The following is an 18619-nucleotide window of genomic DNA, read 5'->3' on the forward strand; positions in this document are numbered from 1 at the left end:
CTAAAACGCCTTGGTAATACCTAGTTGAGTCCAGGCATGGCGGCGGGCGCCGGCAAACTCCGGCGTCAGCCAGGTAGCAGTAGCGCTGAGCTGGAAGCCATTGTGCGCCAGCACCAGACTGCCCGAGCCGCGCAGTACCGCCCGGCGTACCGCCCCGGCAGCGAGCGTATAGGGGTCATTGCCCGGCCATAAGCTGCCCTGCAAAGTGGCGTCGTAACCGATGAAACGGCTTTCCAGCGTGGCTTGGCCGTAGCATTGCCAGCGGCGCAGATTGCTGCGCTGGCCTCGGCTGGCTACGCCCAGGTTGGCGAAATAGCTGTTGAAAAAGCCGGCCCGCAGGCGCAAACCCAGGCCCGCGTAGGTGTAAAGCGTACTTAGTGAAGCCTCTGCCTGACCTAGCATTTCAACATGGCCGGGTACGCTGAATACCTGCCGCTCATACAGAGCGCGGTAGCCAATCACGGGCGCGTTGCCTATCTGGTAGCGCCAGCCGCGTGGAGTCGGGTTATTGGTGCGGCGGTGAATGGCAGTCTGAAACTCCTCGGCGCCAGTGGCCGGGCCCAGGAGGCCGAGCTCCAGGGCGGTAGTCAGCCGCTGGGTGGCCTGGCTGCTCACCCGGAAAAACGAAGCGTAGATGTACGCCGCATACGGCCGGTCACCGACGCGGATAAAATCGTCCTGAATGCGCAGGGGCGTGAAGCCGTCGTAGCGCAGGGTAATGCCGTGGTACTGCGTGCTGTTGTGTGAGATGCCGGGCAGCAGGCGTTGGGTGGGTAGATGTGCCAGCGCGGGATGCACCAGCGTCAGGGTCATGCCCTGGGTGAAATAATAATCAGTCCGGAAATACAGGTCGTTGGCGTAGGTATAACTCAGGAGCCGGTCGGGGCTGATGCGGCGGAGACTGTCGGCAGGTGCAGGCCTGGCTTCGGATAAAAAGCTTACTAACAGAAGGAAAAACAAAAGCAAATGACGCATAATTGGCCGGAGAAAAAACTCCTGCCACACATACGTTGCCGAGCGTGCTTATTGGTTTGGCTACTCGCTCACATACGGCCACTCCCGAAACCGCTCTGGTAGCCCTGCGTTGGCAGCATTGGCCCGCACGTAGGCCACGATGCGGCCTAATTCCGCTTCATCTTCAATGACGTATTCAAACCAGCCGGTTTGCCAGAACTTCGCTTCGGGCGGCAGCTTGGGGCGCACTAGGCGGCGGCACAGCTGGTCGGTGCGCAGGTGCAGCAGGTCGAGGGCTTTGGCCAGAGCCAGGCCGCTGCGGGCGGGCAGGTGCAGCACCAGATGCGCGTGATTGGGCAAAATAGCGAAGCCGTGTACGACGAAGCCGGTTTCTTCCAGCATCATGATTTCACCGGCCAGCACTTCGGCCATTTTCTCATTTTCAAAGTATTGCGGACCGATGGGCCGGCGGTCGAGCACGGCGTCAAAGCGGGCGAAAAACTGCTTCTGGGCCCGGCGGTGCTCCACGCCAGCTTCCTGGGACTGCCGCAGTTCGGCCTGCAGCTCACGAGCAGTGGCGGCGGGTACCGTGCCATGCAGGCGGAAGGTGAGAAAGACGGTTTCGCCGGGCGGAAGCATGGGCTACGGGAGGGTGAGAAGGCCGCCCGCTAAGGTAAGCTGCCCGCTGGCTACCAGTATTTCGACCGTGGCCGCCAGCGCCAGGCGCAGCTCTTCGCCCGGCCGGGCAAAGCCCAGCAGCCGGGCGGCGGGCAACATCGCGGCGGCTGGCTCGAGCGTGAAGCTGCTGCGCATCACCGTGAGCACGGCGGCGGCCAGTTCTTCGGGGGCGATATAAGCTGGTTTGCGGGAAGCAGTGGGCAGGGCGCTACGGTCGCGCACCGGCGCGGCGCTGGCGGGCATGGTCGGCGCCCACAGAAACTCGCCTGCCTGGCGGATGCTGCTGATGCGGGCGGCCAGCGCAATGGCTTCAGCCACAGTGCTGCGAATGCGCGAGCCCAGCTGCGTAGCCCCGGCCGCCAGCGCCAGCCGGCGCGTCACTTCCTCGGCGTGGACGGGGCTCTCTACAGCCACCACCTCGGCTACCCAGGCCGCCAGCCGGCCCACCGGGTGGCGGTGCAACTCCTTCTGGCTGATGGTGGGCGGGAGCTGGGCCAGCTGGTACGGCGTGGTCAGCCCCGCCGCCGGGGTACTTTCCCGGCTTAATTCCGGAGCTGTATCAGGGGTTTCTGCGGATTCAATGGGCAGTTGGTTAGCCGTTTGCCGCGCCGTTTCGATGGCCTGCACGGCACGCTCGGTAGCGCGGGCGGGGTCGCGCAGCCAGTCGGCGCTCCAGATACGGTGCAGGCGCCAGCCCATATTTTCCAGCACTTCCTGGCGCAGCCGGTCACGGTCGCGGGCCGAGCGGGCACGGTGGTACATCGTCCCGTCGCACTCGATACCAAGAAGGTAGTGACCGGGCTGCGTGGGGTCAACTACTGCTAAATCAAGGTAAAACCCTTGCGAGCCCACCTGGCAATGCAGTTCGTAGCCCCGCGCCGTAAGGGCTTGGTAGACGGCTTCTTCAAAGGGTGAATCCGAGAGTTGGGCTACGGTCTGAGTTTCACCCAGGATGCCATGCTGAGCGTAGCGCAGGAAGGTTTTGAGCGCCGCTACGCCCTTGGCGGCTGTGCGGTTGAGGTCGAGGTCGTCGGCGGTGAGGTTGGTGAAGACTTCACAGCGCAACTTGGCGCGGCTAATCAATACGTTGAGGCGGCGCTCGCCGCCTTCGCCATTGAGCGGGCCGAAATTCATGGTCAGCTGGCCCTCGCGGGTGCGGCCGTAGCCAAGGCTGATGAAGATGACGTCGCGCTCGTCGCCCTGCACGTTTTCGAGGTTCTTAATGAAAAACGGCTCGGCCGGGTGCTGGTTGAAAAAGCTCTCGGTGTCAGGCTGCTGGCGGCGCCGGTGGTCCAGCGCATCGGCAATGGCTTGGCGCTGGGCAGTGCTGAAAGCCACCACGCCCAGCGTGCGTTGCGGGCTGAGGCGGGCGTGCTGCAACACCGCTTCGGCCACGGCGGCGGCCTCGGCGGGGTTGGTGCGGGTGCTGCCGCGCTCGTAGTGGGCTTCGGGCAGGTGGTGGTATTTCAGCCCCAGCTCGCCCAGGCCGCCGGGACTGGGGAAAACCACTAGCTGGTCGTTGTAAAACAAGTGGTTGGAAGGCGCAATCAGCGACTCGTGGCGTGAGCGGTAATGCCAGCGCAGCAGGCGCTCGGGCATCTGGCGGGCCTTGCACAGCTCCAGGATGCTGGGGATGTCGGCGGTGGGATGCTCGTCGTCGGTAGTTTCCTCGGCGGTAGTCAGCGAGTCGAAGAAGCTGCTGGGGGGCAATTGTTTGGAGTCGCCCACCACTACCAGCTGCCGGCCGCGGGCAATGGCGCCCAGCGCATCCACCGGCTTCACCTGGCTGGCTTCGTCAAACACCACCAAATCAAACTCCAGCGCGCCGGGCGGCAGGAAGCTGGCCACCGACAGCGGCGACATCATCAGCACCGGCTTGATGGCCTGCACGGCGCGCCCGGCCTCGGCCAGCAGGCGGCGCAACGGCTTGTGGCGGGCTTTCTTGGCAAATTCGTTTTTCAGCACCAGCATCTGCCCGCCCGCCAGCAGGGTGGGCAGCCCCTCGAAGTGCCGCTGCATGGCCCGGATGCGGTTGTGATACAGGCTGTCGTGGTCGGCTTTCTGGAAGCGGCTTATTATTTCCTCGTGCCCTGCCCGCTCAAACTGCCGCAAGGCCGGGTACTGCTCATACGCCAGCTTTTGCAGGAATTCCAGCCAGGCCTGGCGCGTGGCGGCAGCCAGCGACTGCGCGGCGGCGGGCCAGCTTTCGGCCAGCACCAGCAGCTCGGGCAGCTGCTCGGCGCGGGCGGTGGCCGCCGCGTTGTTCCATTCCACGGTCAGGCGCAGGACGGGCAGGTCGGTAGCCCAGGCGTGCAGCGTAGCCAGCTGCGTGGCAAAAGGTTGGAATTGCAGGCGACCCTCCGGCCCGAAGCGGCGGGCTTCGTTGAGCAATAGGGCATCGGCTACGGCCTGCACGGCCTGGCGGTGGCGCGCTAGTGCGGTTTCCAGGGCCGCCAGGGGGGCGGTGATAGCGGCGGGCGGCAGCGGTTGTGCCAAGTAATCAAGTAGCTCGGCCGGCAGTTCGGCGCGAGCAATGCGCTGGTGGGTTAGCAGCAGATAATCAGCCACGCGGCGCAGCAGAGGCCAGTCGGAGCGTGGGCCGCGCCAGTGCGGGCCGAAGAGCTGACCGGCCGTTTCTTCAGCAGCGCTGATGGTATGGCCGTGGCGGCGGGCCTCGTGCAGGGCGTCGATGACGGGCAGTAATTCGTCCGTCTCGCTGGGCAGCGGGCCGCGCCAGAAGAGTTGCAGGCGCTGGCGGGCCCGGCGGTAGTCGCCAATCAGGAATTTCCACCACTTGTGGCCGTGGCTGAGCAGGGCAGCCCGCTCGGGCAGGAAATCGTGCGCCCAGGCTTCGGGCAGCACGGTGTTATCATATTGCTGATGAAGGCGGGCGTGGGTTTCGCCCGCCTGTAGCAACTCGGTTAGCTGCGGGGCCTGGCGCGTCCAGCGCGGGTCGGCCAGCCGGAAGCCGGATAGCGCCGGGGCCAGCTGGGCGTGGCGGGCGGCGGGCAGCAGGGCTTCGGCGGCGGCGCGGGCGGTGGGCAGGGGCAGGCCGAGTACCTGGGCCAGCGCTTCGGTCTGGGCTTGTAATTCCTGCACGGCAGCCGCAGCGGCTTGCAGCAGCGGCAGCAGCGTGGCCTGGTCGGCGGGCAGCCACATCGTCAGCTCACTACCCCAGAACAGCAGGTTTCTGGGCAGGCCGATTTTCTGCAGCGAGGCTTGCAGGCGGGCCGCTAGGGCTTCGGCACGGGCGGCATCGGCGTCGGTCCATTCGGATAGGTTGGCGAAAGCGGGGCGGGGCAACTTGGCTATGCCGGGCTCGGCCTGGAGCAGTAACAGCTCACCCGCCACCTGCTGGGCCGTGCGCCGGCTGCGGCCCAGCGGCGTATTCACGGCTTGGTCGTAGCTGTTGAGCAGCTGGCGGTAGGCGGGCAGCTGGGCCACGTTATCAGCCACGAGGTGGGCCGGGCGGCCCAGTTCCAGGGTGGCTTTCAGCTCATCCAGCAGCGCCTTTTTGCTGGTTTTGTGACTGTGCAGTTCCAGGCAGGCGGCGCCCAAGCCCATGGCATCGAGGCGACGCTTCACTACTTCCAGCGCGGCCATTTTCTCGGCCACAAACAACACTTTCCTGCCCGCCCCGATGGCCTCGGCCAGCAGATTGGCAATGGTTTGCGACTTGCCCGTGCCCGGCGGACCCTGGATAATCAGGTTGCGTCCTTCCTGCACGGCCAGCACCGCCAGCAGCTGCGACGAGTCGGCATCCAGCACCTGGTGCAACTCAGCCGCCGGACTCTCAGTGTCTAGAAATGCGGCTTCGCCTACCGTCGGCGGCGCGTCGGTGAACCCGGCTTCGGGGTTCAGCAACGCCGCGATGGCCGGATGGCTTAGCAGCGGTTTGTCGGCGGGCCAGCTGGCCGGGGCCAGGTCGCGGTAGAGCAGGAACTTGCCGAAGGAAAAAAAGCCAAGAACTATGTCATTGGGCATTACCTGCCATTGTGGTCGGGTAGCCACCGCCGCCACGGCGGTGTAGTAGTCAGCTAGCGGCTGCTCCTCCTCAAAGGCGGGCAATGTCAGGTTGAAATCAGTCAGCAGCTTGGCTTGCAGCGACAGGTTTTCCTCCACTTCGCCGCCGGTGTAGCGCAGCCGAAACCGCTCGGTGGCCGTGCCGCGCTCCAGCAGCACCGGCACCAGCAGCAGCGGGGCGCGGCGGGGCTCGGTGGCGTTGCCGGGCTCGTACCAATTCAGCATGCCCAGGGCCAGATAGAGGATGTTGGCGCCGGTTTCCTCCAGGCTGGTGCGGGCGGTGTAGAAGGTGTTTTGCAGGCGGCTTTCGAGCTTGGCAAAGGCCTCGGCGGTTTGCAGCTTGTTGTCGGTGAGGGCGGTTTGCTGCTCGGCTTCGCTAAGAACCGGCGTTTCGCCTTCGGCGGCCGCCCGGAAATACATGGTGCGGCCCTGCGTCACCAGCAGCTCGTGCACGGCGGCCGATTCTTCCGCCACCACGCTCACGCCCTGCGCCTTCGACGGCCGGTAGTTGAGCAGCGGGTTGCGCAAACCCAAATCCAGCAGCTCCTGGCGGGCGGCTTCGAGGCGGGCAGCTAGCAGACTATCGGGCATGGCATTGACGAAGGACGAAGTAAACTTAAGGCAAGCGCAAAGAAGCCCGGCTGACCACCGCAACTCGCCCACTACTGGCCGGGCTCGTATAGCCGGTACACCTTTTCGCCTTTTTCCCTCGTATGGCCTCTTTCCCCCGCGCCGCGATGCTCGCCCAGGCGTTGCGCACGCCGCTCATTCCCGTCTTCTACCACGTCGAGGCCGCGCAGGCCCGGCAGGTGCTAAGTGCCTGCTACGAAGGCGGCGTGCGAGTGTACGAATACACCAACCGCGGCCCGCAGGCCCTGGCTATCTTCACCGAGCTGCAGCGCTTTGTCGAAGCCGAATACCCTGACCTGCTGCTGGGCGCCGGCACCATCTTCCAGGCCGCCGACGCCGAAAAATTCATCGCCGCCGGGGCCGATTTCATCGTGTCGCCGGTTATCAGCGCGGCGGTGGCGGCCGTATGCCAGCGCCACAACCTGGCCTGGCTGCCCGGTGCCTTCACGGTCAATGAGATTTTTCAGGCGATGGAAATGGGCGCCGATATCGTCAAGATATTTCCCGCCAGCATGATTACGCCAGCCTACATCCGCACCCTGCGCGGGCCCTTACCCGAGGTGCCGCTGCTAGTCAGCGGCGGCGTGACGCCCGAGCCGGCGGCGCTGGCCGAGTGGTTTCGGGCCGGCGCCAGCTGCGTGAGCATCGGCTCGCAGCTGCTGCCGCCAGTGGGCGCGGCGGGGCTGGCGGCGCACGTGGCGGAGCTGCTGCGGGGGATTAAAAACGCCACGCTGGTTTAGCTCAGCTGCTCGCGCTTTGCCTGTCCCAGCTTCGAGTGCTTATAGCCGTAGCCGAAGTAAATCACCAGCCCCAGCAGCAGCCAGATGAAGAACATCGTCCAGTTGGCGATGCCGAGTTGCGTCATCAGGTAGAGGTTAATCAGTAAGCCCAGTACCGGCAGCAGCGAGAGCTTTTTGCGGAACGAAAGCACCGCCAGCGCCCCGCAAAACAGCAGAAACACCAGCATGGGAATCTGGTGGCGGAAGCCTTCGTAGCCTTCACCAAAGGCGGCGAGGCGGAAGAAGTCGTTCATCTGCTCGCGGTTATAGACGAACAGCAGCACGGCCGTAACCAGCAGCAGCAGCGGCACCAGGAACTGCCCGTTGATGTATGGCACTTTGAAGCGGGCCTCGGAGCGGCCGTAAGGGTCGATGATGAGGATGCCGCCGCACACCAAGGCGAAGGCGAAGAGCGTGCCGATGCTGGTGAGGTCGACTACCAGGTCCATGTTGAGCAGCAGGGCGGGTACGGCCACGAAAAAGCCGGTGACGATGGTGCTGAACGAGGGGGTGTGGAAGCGCGGGTGCACTTTGGAGAAGACTTTGGGCAGCAGGCCGTCGCGCGACATCGTGAGCCAAATGCGCGGCTGGCCCAGCTGAAAAACCAGCAGCACCGAGGCCATGGCAAACACGGCGCTGACGGCCACCAAGCCCGAGAGCTTCGAGAGGCCCACTTTGGCGAATACGAACGACAGCGGGTCGCCCACGCCCAACTCTTTGTAGCTCACCATGCCGGTGAGTACGAGGGTGATGATGACATACAGCACTGTGCAGATAATCAGCGCGTACATCATGGCCTTGGGCAGGTCGCGCTGCGGGTTTTTGCACTCTTCAGCAGTAGTTGAGATGGCATCGAAGCCGATGTAGGCGAAGAACACGGCCGATACGCCTTTGAGCACACCGCCCACGCCGTTGGGGGCGAAGGGCGTCCAGTTGGCGGGCTGCACGTAGAACGCGCCCACGGCAATTACTACGAACACCACTATCAGCTTGAGCAGCACGAGGATGTTGGAGGCGGTTTTGCTTTCCTTGATGCCGACGTAGACGAGGGCGGTGATGAGCACGGTGATGACGAAGGCGGGTAAATCTACCACGAGGTGCCAGTCGCCGAAGAGGAGCGGGGCTTCGTTCCAGAGCTTGTAGTTGGCGAGTTGGGCGGCGCTGGCTTCAGTTAGGGGCTTATTGGCCAGCATCAAATCGAGCACGGCGTGGTAGCCCTGGTAGGCCGTTTGGGTGCCGGTGCTGAGGTAGGTGGGAATGTGCAATCCGACGCCGTCGAGCAGGCCGGTGAAGTAGTCAGACCACGAAATGGCGACGACGATATTGCCGACGGCGTACTCCATAATTAGCGCCCAGCCGATAATCCAGGCCGCGAGCTCGCCAAACGAGGTGTAGGCGTAGGTGTAAGCCGAGCCGCTGACGGGCACTGTGGCCGCAAACTGCGCGTAGCACAAGGCCGAAAACGCGCAGGCCACCGCCGTAAACACAAACAGCAGCGATACGGCTGGCCCGCCGTCGAGGCTGGCTTTGCCAATGGTGCTGAAAATGCCTGCCCCGATGATGGCCGCGATGCCCAGCGCCGTGAGGTCGCGCACGGTGAGGTGGCGCTCGAGCCCGCCGGGGGCGTGGCCGTCGTGGTCGGCGGGCGGGTTTTGCAGGATGGCCGCAATGGTTTTGCGGCGGAAAAGGGACTGATTGGAGGGCGGCATTGGGGTGGCAACAGGGCTTTGAAGCGCAAAAGATAACGCCTTTTGCGCGGCTGCTGCTCCCGGCCCGCTCCGTTAATGGTAGCGCAGGAAGCCGCCCAGCACGTTGCCGGCCACGTTCAGCATCATCGAGCGCCCACCCACGCGCATTGGCACGCCCACTGATAAGCCGCTGGCGCTGAACGGCGAGCCATTGTAAGCCGGGTTGAGCGGCGCCACTGGTGCGAAGCCGGGATTGGCCGGCAGCTCCACACCGCCCGGGCCCAGGGCCGCCGTGCTGCCATAGCCCCGCTGTACCCAGAAAGGCACAAACGTGTACTGCACGAAGGGCCGCGCCTGCTTGCCTTCGCCCAGCACGTAGCGCAGGTAAGGCTGCACCGAGTAGCCCGCCGCCCCGGCCGTGGGTAGCGGCGAGTAGCCCACCGATACGTAAGCACCCGTCAGAAACCGCCCCTGGCTGGGCGGCGCGGGCGCCGGATACTCCAGCCCCAGGCCGCCCGAGGGGCTTAGCTGCGCCCAGCTCAGGGCGGGCCACAAAACCAGCGCCAGCGGCGCGCAGCGGAAAGCAACAGGCATAGCAAGTAGAGTTAAGGGTGGGCGATAATTCGGGAAACGTAGGCCAAGACACAAAGTTTTGGGACTGGCAGTCACTACCGAGGAGCACCATAGCCGGTGGAAGGTTGCGGGTCGATGTGAAATTGCCCGGCCGCAGGCATCGGGTAGTAAACTCGCGTTTGCCATGAGCCTTGTGCAACTTTCCATCCCCCGGCCCTGCGCCGAAAGCTGGGCCGCCATGACGCCCACCGCCCGCGGCCGCCACTGCGCCGCCTGCCAGAAAACGGTGGTTGATTTTACGCACATGACCGACGCCGAAATTCTAGCGCACCTGAGCCACGCTGGGCGCGGGGAAATCTGCGGCCGGGTGAGGGCCGGGCAGCTGGCGCGGCCCTTGCAGCCGCTGGCGCTGGCCCGCCCGCTGAGCTGGCGGGCCTGGCTGGCCACGCTGGCCGCCGTGTGGGGCTTGCGGGAGGGCGCAGGGGCTTCGACGGCCCGGGCGCAGGCACCTACCGAGCAGTGGGCAACCGACTCGAACGCGCTGGAACAGCTGCAAATCGCGCACAAAGACAACTACGAGGGCGTCCGCTCAACTGCCTTTGTGCTGCGTGGCGTAGTGCTCGACGCCGAAAGCCAGGGCGGACTGCCCGGCGCCAGCATTATTATCAAAAACTCACAAGTGGGCGTAGCGACGGATGCCTCGGGCCGGTTTGCACTGGAAATTCCGGCCGCGCAACTCCGGCACGACACCGTGACGCTGCTTTTTAAATCCGTAGGCTTTCTGACGCAGGAGCGCACCGTGCTTATTAAAAACCTCCTGCAGCACCAGCAATCCGAGCTACTGCTGATGCTGGAGGTATCCCGCATGGGTGGCTTGCGGGTAAGCGGGCTGCCGCCCGCGCCCTGGCAGCCGCGCCAGTTCTACTACTGGAGCAAATACTGGCTCAACCGCCCTTTCCGCAGCCATTAGCCGCCGCTTTCCGTACTTGCGCCCATGCCCCAGCCCCAATTCAGCATTCCGCAGCCCTGCGCCCAGCCCTGGGCCGCCATGTCGCCCACCGCCGCCGGCCGCCACTGCGCCACCTGCGCCACCGAAGTCGTGGATTTTACCCGCTTGAGCAACGACGAAATCCTGGCCTTCCTGGCCCGGCGCCGGGGCGAGCACATCTGCATCAACGCCCACGCTCTGCAGCTGATGCCCACCGCGCCCGTGCCGCGCTGGCGGCAGTGGCTGCTGGCGGCGCTGGCCGTGCTGGGGCTGGCCCCCGCCGCCTCGGCCGTGGACCACGGCGGGGCTGCCCTGCCGCCCCCGCTGCCGCCGCTGGCCGATACCGGCGGCCGCCCGCCCGCGCCCGGCCAGCAGGTGGTGGTGCGCGGCCAGGTGTTTGACGACCAGGATAAGTCGCCCGTGGCCGGCGCCCGCGTCATGATTGATGGCACCAAGTACGGCGTGATTACGGATGAGCAGGGCCGCTACGAGCTGGTGATGGCCGCCAGCTTCGAGCCGCTCAAAAAAGGCACGCTCAAGCTCACGTTCAGCGGCAGCCCCTTCTCCTTCAAGCCACTGACCAAGGTGCTGACAATTGCCCGCAAGCCCAAACCAGTGGAATTGAACGTTACCCTGCAATCCATTGACAAGCGCGGGCAGGTGATGGGGCGCATGATGATGCCGGAGCCGCCGGTGGCACCGCCGCGTAGCTAAATAATTTCGCGCAAGGTTTTGCAAGGTTGATGGTAGAACCAAACCTTGCGAAACCTCGCGCAAAAACCTTTCCGCCCAAAAAAACATTGTAGCCGGAGATGAAATCTCTGCGCTACGCCCTTGTTTTGCTGCTGGCCACGGCCTGCATTCCCTTTAAGCCTACCACCAAAAACGACCGTTTCCCTGGGCAGGCGCAGCTGCCGCAGGAGGAGGCCCCGCACCCGCAGAACTCGCTGGAATGGTGGTATCTCACCGGCCATCTGAAGGACGTGAAAACGGGCGAGGAGTTCGGCGTCGAGTACGTCTTCTTTCACTTCAACCCCGACGGCAAGCAGGACTACCAGATGGTGAACTTCGCCCTCAGCGACCCGCAGGGCCAGCGCTTCACCTACGACTACGACATGGGCAAGCTGCCCGCGCCGCTGCCCGCCACCCTGCCGCTGAACCTCACCGAAACCAAAGGCACCCAAACCTGGACCCTGAGCGGCCAGGAAGGCCGCTACCGCCTGCAGGCCCGCATGGCCGACGCCGCCAAGCCCGGCTACGCCATCGACCTCACCACCGCGCCCACCAAGCCTGTGCTGCTGCACGGCGGCGGCACCGGCTACGAGCAGTATGGCCCCGTGGCCCAGGCCGGCTACTACAGCTACTCGCGCCTCAACACCTTTGGCACCATCGAAATAGCGGGCAAAGCCCACGCCGTGACTGGCGAGCTCTGGTACGACCGCCAGTGGAACTGCGGCGGCGTGAACAAGAAAAGCGTGGCCTGGGACTGGCTCAGCCTCCAGCTTAACGAGACCAAGGATGACCTGATGCTCTACGCCGTGCACGACAAGCAGGCCAACACGCACATCGGCGGCGGCTCGCTCTTCGGTCCGCTGGGCGAAAACCTGCACCTCGCTGCCTCCGACTTTAAGCTCGAACCCCTCACGTACTGGACCAGCCCCGCCTCGGGCAAAACCTACCCCGCCAGGTGGCGCGTGCAGGTGCCCGCCAAAGGCTACGACCTGGTAGTGGAGCCGCTGATACCCAATCAGGAGCTCAGCCTACGCCTGTTTAAAGTATTTAACCTGCGCTACTGGGAAGGCATGTGCCGCGTGACGGGCACGCATAACGGCGCGCCAGTGACAGGCAAGGCCTACGTAGAAATCACAAACCGATAGTGCGGCCGGCCTTGTGCGTCGGGCTACGGACCATTTGGGTCGGACGACCTGCGAAAAGTATTAGACCATCCACGAAAAGTATTGGACGGCCAACCCAATTGGTAGGGCTGTCCACGAAAAGTATTAGAGGACCTATAAAAAGTATTGGCAGCCGAACCAAATCTGTTGCCCGTGCTACATTTTTGGTTCAAGTGCCGATTCGCCCGGTTCGTCAGGTCTACTGATTCAGCACCACCCGGAATGTGGTGCCCCGCCCAATCTCGCTCCACTTCACGAAGAGCTTGCCTTCGTGGTAGTTCTCGATGATGCGCTTGGCCAGGGCCAGGCCCAGGCCCCAGCCGCGCTTTTTGGTGGTGAAGCCAGGCTGGAAAACGGTGTCAATCCGGTTTTTGGCGATGCCCTTGCCGGTATCGGTGATGTCGATGGCGACCTGTTGGGCCGGCTCGCGGCGGCGGTACCAGGTGCGGCGCACCCGCACCCGGCGCAGGTGCAGCGTGATGGAGCCTTTGCCCTCCATCGCATCGACGGCGTTTTTGCAGATGTTTTCGATGACCCAGTCAAACAGCGGCACGTTGATGCGGGCGGGCGTATCGGTGGGCAGGTCGGTTTCGATGGTGAATTTCACCTTCTTCGACACCCGGCTTTCGAGGTAGGCAATGGCGTTGCGGGTGGTCTGGAGCAGGTTTTCGTCCTTCATGGCCGGCACCGAGCCGATATTGGAAAACCGCTCCGTGATGATTTCGAGCCGGCGAATGTCCTTACCCAGCTCCTCCACGATGGGCTCATCCTTGAAGCGCTCGGAATGGCGCAGATACTCCTGCCAGCCTACCAGGCTGCTCAGCGGCGTGCCCAGCTGGTGAGCGGTTTCCTTGGCCAGGCCCACCCACACCCGGTTTTGCTCCGAGCGCCGCGAGTAGCTGAAGGCAAAGTACGCCATCACGGCCAGGCTGGCAATGACGCCCAGACCTACCAGCGGGTAGGTGCGGAGCTGCGAAAGCAGCTGCGAGTCTTTGTAGTAGATGTAGTTGCGGTAGCCGGCGCCCAGCTCCACAATAATGGGCGGGTGCTGTCGCTGCATGTCGGCCAGCGTCTGTTCCATCAGGGCCACCGAGTCGGCCTCCGCGATGCCGTTCGGAATGTCGATGTTCTTGATGCCCGCCACGTTCTTGCCATCGGTCAGGATGATGGGAATGGTGGTGTTGGCATTAATAATTTCCTCGAACACGAAATTGGTGTTCGAGTCAACTTCGGAGTTGATAATAAACTCCTGGGCTTTGGCGTAGAGGCGAATCTGCTCCTGCTCCCGCTCCGACACGCGCTGCACCAGTAAGTTGGTGTATACCACCGTGGCGGCGCCCATGATGAGCGCCAGCACCGCCACGATGATTTTGATGCGGGATTTTTGGTCGTAGATGCCGAGCATTTAGTAATTGAAAAACTGAGGAACGTCAAATAAGGAAAAAAGAACGTCATGCTGAACGCAGTGAAGCATCTCGCCCATGGTAGTAATCCTGACGTTGGGAATTACTGCTGCGGGCGAGATGCTTCACTGCGTTCAGCATGACGTTCTTTTTGGGCTGGTAAAATTACCCCACCAGCACCGCCTCGCTGCGCGCAATCTCGTTCAGAATCTCGTACACTTCCTCGGGCGTGCCGGCTTCCACCAGCCGGGTGCGCCACATCTTGGAGCCCTCCAGGCCGCGGAAGTAATGCGCGTAGTGCCGGCGCATCTCGAAGATGCCCACTTTGGGGCCCTTCCACTCCACGCTGCGGTCGAAGTGCATCTGGCACATGGCCACGCGCTCGTCGAGGGTGGGCGGGGCCAGCAGCTCGCCGGTGGCCACGTAGTGCTTCACTTCGCGGAAAATCCAGGGGTAGCCGATGCTGGCGCGGCCAATCATGACGCCGTCCACGCCGTAGCGGTTTTTGTACTCCAGCGCCTTCTCGGGCGAGGTAATGTCGCCGTTGCCGAAGATGGGAATGTGGATGCGTGGGTTGTTTTTGATGCTGGCAATGAGGCGCCAGTCGGCCTCGCCCTTGTAGAGCTGGGCGCGGGTGCGACCGTGCACCGTCAGGGCTTTGATGCCCACGTCCTGCAGCCGCTCGGCCACTTCTTCCACGTTTTTGGTGCCTTCGTCCCAGCCCAGGCGGGTTTTCACGGTCACGGGCAGGTGGGTGTGCTTCACCACGGCGGCGGTCATGGCCACCATCTTGGGGATGTCCTGGAGCAAGGCGGCGCCGGCGCCACGGCAGGCCACCTGCTTCACCGGGCAGCCGTAGTTGATGTCGATGAGGTCGGGCCCGGCCTCGGTGCTGATGGCGGCGCACTCGCCCATCGTCTCCACGTCGGAGCCGAAGAGCTGGATGCCGATGGGCCGCTCGTAGTCGAACACATCGAGCTTCTTGCGGCTCTTGGCGGCGGCGCGGATGAGGCCTTCCGAGGAGATGAACTCGGTGTACATCAAATCGGCCCCGTTGGCCTTGCACACGGCGCGGAAGGGCGGGTCGCTCACGTCCTCCATCGGGGCGAGCAGGAGCGGGAAATCAGGGAGTTGGATGTTGCCGATGTGAACCACGGGAATAGGGCTTGAGTACGGATAAATTAGAACGTCATTCCGAGCGCGAAACTGTCATGCTGACGAAGGAAGCATCCTCTCACGCCAAAACAAATTGTTCAGCTATGATAAGATGCTTCCTGCGTCAGCATGATAGTTCCGCGCTCGGAACGACGTGCTGCTGCCCGGGCGGCTTGCGCCGACAAGACTTAGCTTTACTGCAAAATTACGTCCTGCCCAACTAGCTTCCCCCCATGAAAGGTTTCGCCCCGCGCCTGATGCACCCGCTGCTGCAAATACTGCTGGCGCTGGGCTTGGCTATTGGTGGGCTGTGCCTGGCCACGGTGCTGGCGCTGCTGCTGGCCTCGCAGCTCTACGGCCTCTCGCTCGCCGCCGTGCTGCAGCTCAGCGCCCAGCCCGGGGCGCAGCCCCACACTTGGGGCGCCCTGATGCTGCTGCAAGGCGCGTCGCTGCTGGGTGCGGGCGCAGGTGTGGCCTTGATGCCCGCCATCGTAGGGCTGCCGTGGCGCGCGTATTTCGCGCCGCGCCGGTTGGGCAGCGCCGGCTGGCTGCTGGGCGCGGCGGCGCTGGTTATCGTCATTTTGCCCTTCATGTCGATGCTCATTGCCTGGAATGCGCAGGCGCACTTCCCGGCTTTCGTGCACGATTTTGAGCTGTGGGCCAAAGACAAAGAGGACCAGGCCGCCGTGCTCACCAAGTTTCTGACGCAGCTAAACAGCACTGGCCGCCTGCTGGTGGGCCTGGTGGTTATTGCCGTGGTGCCCGCCGTGGCCGAGGAGCTGGTATTTCGTGGCGTTATCCAGCAGAACCTGGTGCGCTGGTTTAATTCGCGGCACCTAGGCGTGTGGCTGGCGGCGGCCTTGTTCAGCGCTATTCACATGCAGTTCTTTGGGTTTGTGCCGCGCTTCGTGCTGGGTTTGGTGCTGGGCTACCTATACGAATGGAGCGGTAACCTGCTGGTGCCCATCGCGGCGCACTTCACCCAGAATGCCCTGCAGCTCCTGCTGCTCTTCCTGGCCCAGCGCGGCTACTTCGGCGCCGCCTTCGACCCCGATGCCAACGAGGCGCTGCCCTGGCCCGTGGTGCTGCTGTCGGCGCTGCTCACGGCCGGGCTGCTCTACTTCCTGCGGCAGCGCATGGCCGCGCCCACCAGCGTCACGCTGAGCCACGACGGCGTCAGCACCGCTGCCGCCAACGAGGTCTAAATCTTTCCGCTTTCAACATCCCGTTCTTTTGACTCCCGACCAAACTCCCGCTCCCGCCGAAACCCCCAAGCCCGGCCCCAGCAACCTGCAGCTGCGCACCATCTACGGCCTGCTGGGCGCGGCCCTGCTGGTGGGCAGCGTCTGGTTCAGCCCCTGGACGTTCGGGCTGTTCTTCGCCTTCGTGCAGGCCGTGATGCTGTGGGAGTTTTACCGCATGATGCGGGCGGGCGGGTACGCGCCGGCAGTAGGAATTGGGCTGGTCATAAGTCTGCTTATGTTTGGAGCTACTCTGTATGTATCGAACTACATAATGGGTAGCAAAGGCATCTTGGCAGAGCCAACTCAACATGAAGGAGTAGGCGAGCTTATTACAATATCTTTCTGGCGCTCGCAAAGCTGGACTACTTTCTTCGCAATTCCAGGAGGACTGTTGCTAATCACAACCGTATTGATTGTGATTAGAGAGATGTTTTTCTGGCCCAATCACAGTCAGCCCTTTGCCAATGTAGCTGCTACTTTGACCGGGCTATTATACATCAGCCTGCCAATGACGGCGCTGATAATGCTGGCATTCATGCCATACGGCTACGACTACCGCCGCGTCATCGTCCTGCTCTTCCTTATCTGGTCGTCCGACATCGGCGCCTATGCCGCCGGCAAAACCTTCGGCAAGCACAAGCTGGCCCCCAAAATCTCGCCCGGCAAAACCTGGGAGGGCTTTGCCGGCGGCGTGGTGCTCACACTGGTCATGGGCTGGGCCCTGGGCTACCTCATCCCCGAACTGCCGCTGGCGCACCGGCTGGTGGCGGCGGGCGTGGTGGCCGTGTTCGGCCCGCTCGGCGATTTGGCCGAGTCGATGCTCAAGCGCAGCGTGGGCATGAAGGACTCGGGCAGCATCATGCCCGGCCACGGCGGGCTGCTCGATAGGTTCGACGCGTTTCTGCTGGTGCTGCCGGTGCTGGTGCTGCTGCGGCTACTGGTAGGGTAGCCCGAGTACCGCGAAACTCTGTTTCCGCGACGAGCGCAGCGAGTTCCAAGCGTTAGCAAACGTTAGAACTCGCTGCGCTCGTCGCGGAAACAGAGTTTCGTGGTACTGGTTCAACAAAACAAAAAACTTACCTTTGCGGCCTTATTTCCGTACCCATTTCCCACCCAACACATTCCCATTTTCCAGCATGGCAGCCCACACAGTGTATAAAGAGCCCGCTCCCAAGGTAGACCGCGAAAATCCGCTTGAGTCGATGATGTCGCGTTTCAACATTGCCGCCGAGATTCTTGGCCTCGATGAGGAAACGTATAACGTGCTGAAAGCTGCTGACAAGCAGGTTATTGTCCATATCCCCGTGACGATGGACAACGGCAAAGTGCGCGTGTTCGAAGGCTACCGCGTCATTCACAGCACCGTGCTGGGCCCGAGCAAGGGCGGCATCCGCTACGACAAGAACGTGCACCTCGACGAGGTGAAGGCCCTGGCGGCCTGGATGACCTGGAAATGCGCCGTAGTCGACCTGCCCTACGGCGGTGCCAAGGGCGGAATCATCTGCGAGCCCACTACCATGAGCGCCGGCGAAATCGAACGCCTCACCCGTGGCTATACGCTGGCTATGAAGGACGTATTTGGTCCCGACCGCGACATCCCGGCCCCCGACATGGGCACCGGCCCCCGCGAAATGGCCTGGCTGATGGACGAATTCTCGAAAACCGTGGGTGCCACCTCGCCGGCCGTCGTAACCGGCAAGCCGCTGGTAATGGGCGGCTCGCTGGGCCGTACCGAGGCCACCGGCCGTGGCGTGATGGTATCGACGCTGGCTGCGCTCAAAAAGCTCGGCCTCGACCCCATGCAGGTGTCGGCCGCCGTGCAGGGCTTCGGCAACGTGGGCTCCTGGGCTGCTAAGCTGCTGAGCGAGCAAGGCGTGAAAATCAAGGCAATATCCGACGTGAGCGGCGCTTACTGGAACGCCGACGGCATCAACATTGACGAAGCCATTTCCTACAAAAACGCCCACAACGGCCGCCTCGACGGCTACACCGGCGCCGTGCTGATGGAAAACGCCGACGACCTGCTCACCACCGACGTGGACGTGCTGGTGCCCGCCGCCGTGGAAGACGTCATCACTGAGCACAACGCGCACGATATCAAAGCCAAGCTCATCGTGGAAGGCGCCAACGGCCCGACTTCGGCCTCGGCCGACCCGATTATCAATGAGAAAGGCATTATGGTGGTGCCCGACATTCTGGCCAACTCGGGCGGCGTGACGGTGAGCTACTTCGAGTGGGTGCAGAACCGCCAGGGCTTCAAGTGGACTGAGGAAATGGTGACCGAGCGCGCCGACCGCATCATGAGCGACGCGTTCGAGAAAGTGTACCAGACCAGCCAGAAATACAAAATCCCGATGCGCATCGCCGCCTACGTGGTGAGCATCGACAAAGTGGCCCAAACGTACAAATTCCGCGGCGGCTTCTAAAATCACTGATTTTCGCTGATTAACCGTGGTTTCGCTGATTATAGCCGGCACGGTGTTAGTAAGCAGTGAATGCTGAAAACTTGACTTGGTGTTGATATTGCTTGGTCAGTTGTTATTTTGTTCCGTAGAAAGGCACGGGCCGTTCGGCCTGTGCCTTTTACTTTTTCTGACCGTAATTTGCCT

14 protein-coding genes are annotated in these 18619 nt (G+C 63.2%); 7 read left to right on the plus strand and 7 right to left on the minus strand.

What is annotated here, in order from left to right:
- Genes Q5H93_RS08860 through proA form a run of 3 tightly spaced genes read right to left on the minus strand, consistent with a single transcriptional unit; the run spans position 1 to position 6246 of the window.
- The gene (locus Q5H93_RS08860) at positions 1 to 975 is read right to left on the minus strand and encodes a lipid A deacylase LpxR family protein (RefSeq protein WP_305006157.1); all 975 of its coding nucleotides are present in this window, start codon (positions 973 to 975) and stop codon (positions 1 to 3) included.
- Between the two features lie 60 nt (positions 976 to 1035).
- Positions 1036 to 1593, minus strand: a complete 558-nt coding sequence (locus Q5H93_RS08865; RefSeq protein WP_305006158.1) for a transposase — start codon at positions 1591 to 1593, stop codon at positions 1036 to 1038.
- Between the two features lie 3 nt (positions 1594 to 1596).
- Positions 1597 to 6246, minus strand: a complete 4650-nt coding sequence (gene proA, locus Q5H93_RS08870; RefSeq protein ID WP_305006159.1) for an anti-phage protein ProA — start codon at positions 6244 to 6246, stop codon at positions 1597 to 1599.
- A 122-nt stretch (positions 6247 to 6368) separates the two neighbouring features.
- On the opposite strand from proA, the gene Q5H93_RS08875 reads away from it, so the two are divergent.
- Positions 6369 to 7025 carry a beta/alpha barrel domain-containing protein gene (locus tag Q5H93_RS08875; RefSeq protein ID WP_305006160.1) on the plus strand — a complete coding sequence of 219 codons (657 nt, stop codon included), beginning with the start codon at positions 6369 to 6371 and terminating at the stop codon, positions 7023 to 7025.
- On the opposite strand, the gene Q5H93_RS08880 is transcribed toward Q5H93_RS08875, so the two are convergent.
- Positions 7022 to 8773, minus strand: coding sequence for an amino acid permease (locus Q5H93_RS08880; protein ID WP_305006161.1), 1752 nt, complete (start codon positions 8771 to 8773; stop codon positions 7022 to 7024). The two genes, Q5H93_RS08875 and Q5H93_RS08880, sit on opposite strands and share 4 nt — an antisense overlap.
- Before the next feature lie 72 nt (positions 8774 to 8845).
- Entirely contained in the window at positions 8846 to 9346 is a 501-nt protein-coding gene (locus Q5H93_RS08885) for a hypothetical protein (protein WP_305006162.1), read from the minus strand.
- Between the two features lie 163 nt (positions 9347 to 9509).
- Between Q5H93_RS08885 and Q5H93_RS08890 the strand changes: the two genes are divergently transcribed.
- The 3 genes from Q5H93_RS08890 to Q5H93_RS08900 all read left to right on the plus strand — a co-directional run bounded on the left by Q5H93_RS08890 (position 9510) and on the right by Q5H93_RS08900 (position 12190).
- Entirely contained in the window at positions 9510 to 10295 is a 786-nt protein-coding gene (locus Q5H93_RS08890; RefSeq protein ID WP_305006163.1) for a carboxypeptidase-like regulatory domain-containing protein, read from the plus strand.
- Between the two features lie 24 nt (positions 10296 to 10319).
- Positions 10320 to 11027: a carboxypeptidase-like regulatory domain-containing protein gene (locus Q5H93_RS08895; protein ID WP_305006164.1), complete on the plus strand. Its 708-nt coding sequence runs from the start codon at positions 10320 to 10322 to the stop codon at positions 11025 to 11027.
- Between the two features lie 98 nt (positions 11028 to 11125).
- Positions 11126 to 12190 carry a lipocalin-like domain-containing protein gene (locus Q5H93_RS08900; RefSeq protein WP_305006165.1) on the plus strand — a complete coding sequence of 355 codons (1065 nt, stop codon included), beginning with the start codon at positions 11126 to 11128 and terminating at the stop codon, positions 12188 to 12190.
- 217 nt (positions 12191 to 12407) lie between these two features.
- Here Q5H93_RS08900 and Q5H93_RS08905 read toward each other — a convergent pair whose 3' ends face one another.
- Both Q5H93_RS08905 and dusB read right to left on the minus strand, forming a co-directional pair.
- Positions 12408 to 13613: an ATP-binding protein gene (locus Q5H93_RS08905; RefSeq protein WP_305006166.1), complete on the minus strand. Its 1206-nt coding sequence runs from the start codon at positions 13611 to 13613 to the stop codon at positions 12408 to 12410.
- 163 nt (positions 13614 to 13776) lie between these two features.
- The gene (gene dusB / locus Q5H93_RS08910; RefSeq protein WP_305006167.1) at positions 13777 to 14766 is read right to left on the minus strand and encodes a tRNA dihydrouridine synthase DusB; all 990 of its coding nucleotides are present in this window, start codon (positions 14764 to 14766) and stop codon (positions 13777 to 13779) included.
- A gap of 233 nt (positions 14767 to 14999) precedes the next feature.
- On the opposite strand from dusB, the gene Q5H93_RS08915 reads away from it, so the two are divergent.
- From Q5H93_RS08915 to Q5H93_RS08925, 3 genes are all read left to right on the plus strand, one after another.
- Positions 15000 to 15971 (plus strand): CPBP family intramembrane glutamic endopeptidase, encoded by a 972-nt coding sequence (locus Q5H93_RS08915; protein WP_305006168.1) that lies wholly within the window; start codon positions 15000 to 15002, stop codon positions 15969 to 15971.
- Between the two features lie 28 nt (positions 15972 to 15999).
- Positions 16000 to 16959: a phosphatidate cytidylyltransferase gene (locus Q5H93_RS08920; protein WP_305006169.1), complete on the plus strand. Its 960-nt coding sequence runs from the start codon at positions 16000 to 16002 to the stop codon at positions 16957 to 16959.
- Between the two features lie 187 nt (positions 16960 to 17146).
- A complete protein-coding gene (locus Q5H93_RS08925) occupies positions 17147 to 18436 on the plus strand; it encodes a Glu/Leu/Phe/Val family dehydrogenase (protein WP_305006170.1) in 1290 nt (429 codons plus the stop codon).
- Positions 18437 to 18619: the final 183 nt, after the last annotated feature.

Origin of the sequence: Hymenobacter aranciens (assembly GCF_030580865.1) — a bacterium.
GTDB classification, from domain to species: Bacteria; Bacteroidota; Bacteroidia; order Cytophagales; family Hymenobacteraceae; genus Hymenobacter; species Hymenobacter aranciens.